We start from the raw sequence: 4,855 nt of genomic DNA, 5'->3' as shown, positions 1-4,855 counted from the left end.
GGCGAGCTGCACGAGCGCGGCGTCTACGCGGTGAGCCGCCACCCGATCTACACGGGCCTGCTCGTCGCGACGGCGGGGTGGGCGGTGCTGCGGCGACGCCCCGAGCCGGTCGTCGCCTGGCTCGCCCTGCTCGCGGTCCTCGACGCCAAGACCCGGCGCGAGGAGCAGCGGCTGGTCGCACGCTTCGGCGACCGGTACGTGGCCTACCGAGCCCGCACCCCTCGCCTGCTCGCCCTCCCCGGACGCACCGCGGCCCGGCGCCCCTGAGGAGCACCGGGCCGCGTCCCGCCACGAGATCGCTACACCGTCGGGGGCTCGTCCTTGCCGGCCTCCTCGAGGGCGTCGGCCTCCTCCTTGGTCGCGTGGACGGCGCCGTCGGCGTGCTCGGGCGGGCCGTAGACCGTGTAGAGGATGAGCGGGTTCTCGCCGGTGTTGACGAAGTTGTGGGTGCGACCGGCCGGGACCACGACGAGGTCCCCTGCGGCGACCTTGCGCGTCTGGCCCGAGACGATCGCCTCACCGGTGCCGCTCACGAAGGACAGGATCTGGTCGATGTCCTCGTGGACCTCCTCGCCGATCTCCCCGCCCGGGGGGACGGTCATGATGACGAGCTGCGAGTGCTTGCCCGTCCACAGGACGCGGCGGAAGTCCGCGCTCTGCTCGGCGACGGTCGCGATCGTGAAGTGCTCCATGGGCGTGCTCCCTGGGTTGTCCGAGACGGGGCTCGGCCGGTGTGCCGGCCGATGCCTGGATCCTTGATACCTCCGCCGGGCCGCGGCCGCGACCGCTCACGTGGTGGGTCAGCGGTCCACCGAGGACCGGCCGGGGTCTGGTGTCAGTCGACGTGCGGAGCGGACTGGCGCGCGCCGGCGGACTCGCGGAGCCGGCGCCCGCGTGCGACGTCGTCCGCGTGCTTCTTGTGCTTCTTCTCGCTCGCCTTGGTGTCCCGGGGCGGGAGCTGGATGCTCTCCTCGGCCGCGATGCCGGCCTGCAGCTCGCGACCGCGCTCGAGCTCGGCGTCGAGCTCGGCCCCGAAGAGCAGCGCGTTGTTGGTGATGTAGAGCCACAGCAGGAACACCACGACACCACCGAGTGCCCCGTAGGTCGCGTCGTAGTTCCCGAAGTTCGCCACGTAGAAGAAGAAGCCCACCGTGGCCAGGGCCCACACCAGGATGGCCACCACGCTGCCCACGCTCAGCCACCGGAACTTGGGCTGCTTGACGTTCGGGGTCGCGAAGTACAGCACCGCCACGGCCAGGACGACCAGCAGCACGACGACCGGCCACTTGGCGATGTTCCAGATGGTCACGGCCTGGCTGCTCAGCCCGACCGCCGCACCGAGGGCCTCGGCGACCCCGCCGGACAGCACCAGCGCGACGCAGATCGCCACGACCAGGACCAGCAGGACGAGGGTGACCAGGAGCATGATCGGTCGCAGCTTCCAGATCGGGCGCCCCTCGTCGACCTCGTAGACCCGGTTCATCGCACGCCCGAAGGCGTTGACGTAGTTCGACGCGGTCCACAGCGCCACGGCGAGGCCGGTGATCAGGGCCAGCCCGGCACCCTGCTGCCCCTCGGCCGCGGCGAGCAACATGTCGATCACCGACCCCTCGTCGGTCGGCACGTTCGCTCCCGCCTCCTCGATCGCGTCCTCGACGATCTGGCGGCTGTTGCCGAACAGCGCCAGCAGGGAGAACAGCGCCAAGGCCGCCGGGGCGAGGGCCAGGACCGCCCAGTACGTCAGCCCGGCGGCACTGTCGGTGTTCTCGTCGCGCATGAACTCGCGCAGGGTGCGCTTGAGCACGTAGCCCCAGGACGGCTTGGTCATGTCCGTCGGTGAGTCGGGCTTGCGTCGGTCGTCGGGGTCCGGGGCGCCCGCCTTGTCGACCGCACGCCCGCCATCGGGGTCCGCGGCCGTCGCGGCCCGGGCCCGGCGGTCGGCGTCGTCGTGGTCGGCGCTCGAGGCCTGGTGGCGGCTCATCGCTCTCTCCTGGGTCGAGGTGGTCTGCGGGGGTGGCCGAGACGGGGCACGACCGCGGTCACGGCCTGCAGCACGAGCATCCCCCGGGCCGGCTCGGCTGTCGCGCGGAAGCCTCCGCTGGTCACGGTTCGGTCACGGGGATTGACAGCCCCGGGGCGCGGACGGGACGGTAAGGCCACCGCACTGAGACCGGTCTCATCGCCGAGACGGGATCACCGGGCTCGAGGATGAGACCGGTCTCAGTTCGATCACGTGCACGACCGCCGTCGACCGACGGGGGTCACGGGTCGGCACCGCCGCCGCCCCTGAGACGAAGGAGTCAGACGTGCGTACAACCAGGAAGCCGTGGCTCACGGCCACCGTCGGCATGGCCGGCCTCGCCCTCATCGCCACCGGCTGCTCGAGCGGCTCGGCTGACGACGACGGCGCGAGCACCGGAGGCGGGGGCGAGGACGGGGGCAGCGACGAGCAGATCACGCTCACCGTCGCGACCTTCAACGAGTTCGGGTACGAGGACCTCATCACCGAGTACATGGAGCTCAACCCGAACATCACGGTCGAGCAGAAGAAGGCCGCCACGGCCGACGAGGCCCGGGACAACCTCAACACCCGCCTCGCCGCGGGCTCGGGCCTGTCCGACGTCGAGGCCCTCGAGGTCGACTGGCTCGCCGAGCTCCTGCAGTACTCCGACAACTTCAACGACCTGAGCGACCCCGAGATCGAGGGCCGCTGGCTGGACTGGAAGACCGAGGCCGCCACCACCGCGGACGGCAAGCTCATCGGCTACGGCACCGACGTCGGCCCCGAGGCCATCTGCTACCGCGCGGACCTCTTCGAGGAGGCCGGCCTGCCCACCGACCGCGAGGAGGTCGCGACCCTGCTCGAGGGCGACTGGGAGAACTACTTCTCGGTCGGCGAGGACTTCGTCGCCAGCTCTGACTCGGCGTGGTTCGACTCGGCCGGGGCGACCTACCAGGCGATGATCAACCAGGTCGAGAACGCCTACGAGGAGGACGACGCCACCGTCATCGGGATCGACCACGCCACGGTCAAGGACATCTACGACGACGTCCTCGACGCGAGCGTCGACCGCGAGCTCTCGGCCCACCTGGGCCAGTGGAGCGACGACTGGAACGCCGCGTTCCAGAACGGCGCCTTCGCCACGATGGCCTGCCCCGGCTGGATGCTCGGCATCATCGAGGGCAACGCCGCGGGCGTCGAGGGCTGGGACATCGCCGACGTGTTCCCCAACGGCGGCGGCAACTGGGGCGGGTCCTACCTGACCGTCCCGACCCACACCGAGCACCCCGAGGAGGCCATGGCGCTCGCGCAGTGGCTGACCGCCCCGGAGCAGCAGGTCAAGGCCTTCGAGGCCAAGGGCACCTTCCCGAGCCAGGTCGAGGCCCTCGAGAGCGACGAGCTGCTGAGCATGACCGACGAGTTCTTCAACGAGGCCCCCACGGGTCAGATCCTCGCCAACCGCGCGGACGCCGTGACGGCCACCCCGTTCAAGGGCCCGAACTACTTCGCCATCCACCAGACCGTCGCCGACGCCCTGACCCGCGTCGACGTCGACCAGACCGATGACGCCGCCTCCTCCTGGGAGAAGGCGCTGACCGCCTACAACGAGCTCGGCCTCGGCTGACCGTCCCCGTGGTGCGGCTGGGGCGCCCCTGACGGCGCCCCAGCCGCACCACGCCCGCACCCGATCCCGATCCCGATCCCGATCCCGCGACGACGCTGGAGAGCACCATGTCGGTCACCGCCCCCGTCGGCACCGAGCCCGAGCAGTCCGGCTCCCCCACGGAACCCCCGCCCCCACCAGACCGCAGCGACCGGCGCCAGAACCTGCGCAACCTGCGCGGCAAGCTCGACGTCAGGCTCTCGCCCTACCTGTACATCGCGCCGTTCTTCCTGGTGTTCGCCGTCGTGGGGCTCTTCCCCCTGGCGTACACGGCCTACGTCTCGGTGCACGACTGGCACCTGATCGGCGGTCAGGGTGAGGCCGTCGGCCTCCAGAACTACATCGACGTCGTGCAGTCGCCCGTGTTCCTCCAGGCGCTGCGCAACACCTTCAGCATCTTCCTGCTCTCCTCGGTGCCCCAGGTGCTGCTGGCGATCACGATCGCCGCGGTCCTCGACGGGAACCTGCGGGCCAAGACCTTCTGGCGGATGGGCGTGCTGCTGCCCTACGTCGTCGCCCCCGTGGCCGTGGCGCTGATCTTCTCCCGGCTCTTCGCGGACCAGGCCGGGATGATCAACAGCCTGCTCGGCACCATCGGCATCGAGCCCATCCGGTGGCACGCCGACGCCCTCGCGAGCCACGTGGCCATCGCCTCGATGGTCAACTTCCGCTGGACCGGCTACAACGCGCTGATCTTCCTGGCCGCCATGCAGGCCATCCCGCGTGACCTCTACGAGGCAGCGGTGCTCGACGGCGCGAGCCGGGTCCGCCAGTTCTTCTCGGTCACCGTCCCGATGCTCCGCCCGACCATCATCTTCGTGGTCATCACCGCGACCGTCGGCGGGCTGCAGATCTTCGACGAGCCCCGGATGTTCGACCAGTTCGGCCGCGGCGGCTCGGACAACCAGTGGCTGACCACGACCCTGTACCTGTACGACCTCGGCTGGGGGGCGCAGAAGAGCTTCGGCAAGGCCGCTGCCGTGGCCTGGCTGCTCTTCCTCATCATCATCGTGATCGGCCTGATCAACTTCGCCATCACCCGACGGATCGCCTCGTCGGCACAGGCCGTCAAGAAGCACGGAGGTGCACGATGAGTATCTCGGTCCCCATGATCCGGCAGACCGCCGGCGTCGGCGCGGCCCGCGCCGCGGCGCGCAAGCGCGGGACGGGCGGCGGCGGGATCAACCGCC

Annotated in this window: 5 protein-coding genes; 3 read left to right on the top strand and 2 right to left on the bottom strand. The window is 70.6% G+C overall.

Translation table 11 applies throughout. The annotated features are described in order from the left end of the window. The coding region (locus L0B03_RS13925; protein ID WP_284501828.1) for an isoprenylcysteine carboxylmethyltransferase family protein at positions 1-267 on the top strand (267 nt) is incomplete at its 5' end. Positions 268-299: 32 nt separating this feature from the next. Here the strand turns inward: L0B03_RS13925 and L0B03_RS13920 are convergent. Next, the gene (locus L0B03_RS13920; RefSeq protein WP_250446783.1) at positions 300-692 is read right to left on the bottom strand and encodes a cupin domain-containing protein; all 393 of its coding nucleotides are present in this window, start codon (positions 690-692) and stop codon (positions 300-302) included. A 143-nt stretch (positions 693-835) separates the two neighbouring features. Beyond that, the gene (locus tag L0B03_RS13915) at positions 836-1,981 is read right to left on the bottom strand and encodes a YihY/virulence factor BrkB family protein (RefSeq protein ID WP_250446781.1); all 1,146 of its coding nucleotides are present in this window, start codon (positions 1,979-1,981) and stop codon (positions 836-838) included. Between the two features lie 367 nt (positions 1,982-2,348). On the opposite strand from L0B03_RS13915, the gene L0B03_RS13910 reads away from it, so the two are divergent. Continuing rightward, positions 2,349-3,626: an ABC transporter substrate-binding protein gene (locus tag L0B03_RS13910; protein WP_250446784.1), complete on the top strand. Its 1,278-nt coding sequence runs from the start codon at positions 2,349-2,351 to the stop codon at positions 3,624-3,626. Positions 3,627-3,733: 107 nt separating this feature from the next. Further along, entirely contained in the window at positions 3,734-4,759 is a 1,026-nt protein-coding gene (locus tag L0B03_RS13905) for a carbohydrate ABC transporter permease (RefSeq protein ID WP_250446779.1), read from the top strand. Positions 4,760-4,855 lie beyond the last annotated feature (96 nt).

Origin of the sequence: Actinotalea sp. C106, from assembly GCF_023630195.1 — a bacterium.
Classification (GTDB): Bacteria; Actinomycetota; Actinomycetes; order Actinomycetales; family Cellulomonadaceae; genus Actinotalea.
Note: the sequence above shows the minus strand (reverse complement) of the source record. Positions and strands in the feature narration are given on the sequence as shown.